This is a genomic window from Oleiphilus sp. HI0067 (assembly GCF_001635735.1).
In genome coordinates, this window is record NZ_LWFI01001361.1 from 1 (window position 1) to 1,076 (window position 1,076).

Annotated in this window: 1 protein-coding gene; it reads right to left on the reverse strand. The window is 46.1% G+C overall.

All coding sequences use genetic code 11. The features are described 5' to 3' along the window. Positions 1-157: 157 nt before the first annotated feature. A complete protein-coding gene (locus A3739_RS21615; RefSeq protein ID WP_068481003.1) occupies positions 158-1,069 on the reverse strand; it encodes a DUF1295 domain-containing protein in 912 nt (303 codons plus the stop codon). Between the last annotated feature and the right edge of the window lie 7 nt (positions 1,070-1,076).

A 1,076-nucleotide genomic window follows, 5' to 3' on the forward strand; every position in this document is an offset into this window, starting at 1 on the left:
TGCTCGACAAACTCTTCCCTGCACCGATTAATGGCCCGCGTTATGACCGCGCAGGTTCACGCATGTGGTCAGCATTTAAAGCCGCGAAATAAGCTGTATCAAACTGGGGTCAGACTACTTTTCTGACCCTAATTTTTTGCCCCCAACTTTTTAAAGTCTATCTATTTTTAGGAAACCACGGAAAGAACATGTTGGTTGTGTCTTGGTATTCCTTGTACCCCGCTCGGCGTTGTACAGAATAATACTCCGCTGGCTTTGCGCCAGTCAGGTATACCAAAGTGATGTACAACATTACCGATGCAAACAATGCGCAGATACCTAAGCTAATCCAAACTAACGGCGTCTCTACACTTTGAATCGCCAACCAAGATGGCACAGTCGCAACGACAATCCCCGTCCAAACTAACCACTCAGAAAAGTAGTTAGGATGACGGCTATACTTCCACAAACCTATATTGCAAACGCCTTTTGGATTCTTTGAGATAAAATACATCTTCTGCCCATCAGCGACAGATTCGCAAAGATAAGCCAAGCCCCAAAGACCGAGCCCAACATATTCCCACATACTAATTCCTTCAATTGTGCTTGTCGCAATTAAGAAACCGGGAACCGCCAACACAGTCATATTGGCAAAGCCTTGTACGACGGCCTCACCCAGCATGTGTGCATTCGTGAATTTGGAACCGCTCTGATCAAGCATAGTGCGGCGATAATCGTAACGCGGGAATTCATATTTGAAGATCACACCCGTGGTTTTAGCCATGGTTAGAGCACCTAAGCCCATACGCAATCCGATAAACAAATACACCGCACCGACCACAGTTTTTCGCACAGGGTCTGCATCGCCCATCATCAAGATATGCGCGCCAATTAAAGCGACCCCAAAAGGCCATGCAATATCAACGAAAGACATTCGCTTGGTGATCAAAAATGGAATTACGACCACGCAGAAAAACAACACGCCCTGGGCAATCGCATTCGATACCAGCATGTCATATAGATTACTTTGAGATGTCCCGAGAATCACCGCCAAGAAGGCAAAGAAAAGAAGATTCAGACCAACAGCCATTGTCTAC

What these genes read in the sequence shown, in the direction of transcription:
- A3739_RS21615 (WP_068481003.1), bottom strand. Translation starts at nt 1,069, where the DNA reads ATGGCTGTTGGTCTGAATCTTCTTTTCTTTGCCTTCTTGGCGGTGATT.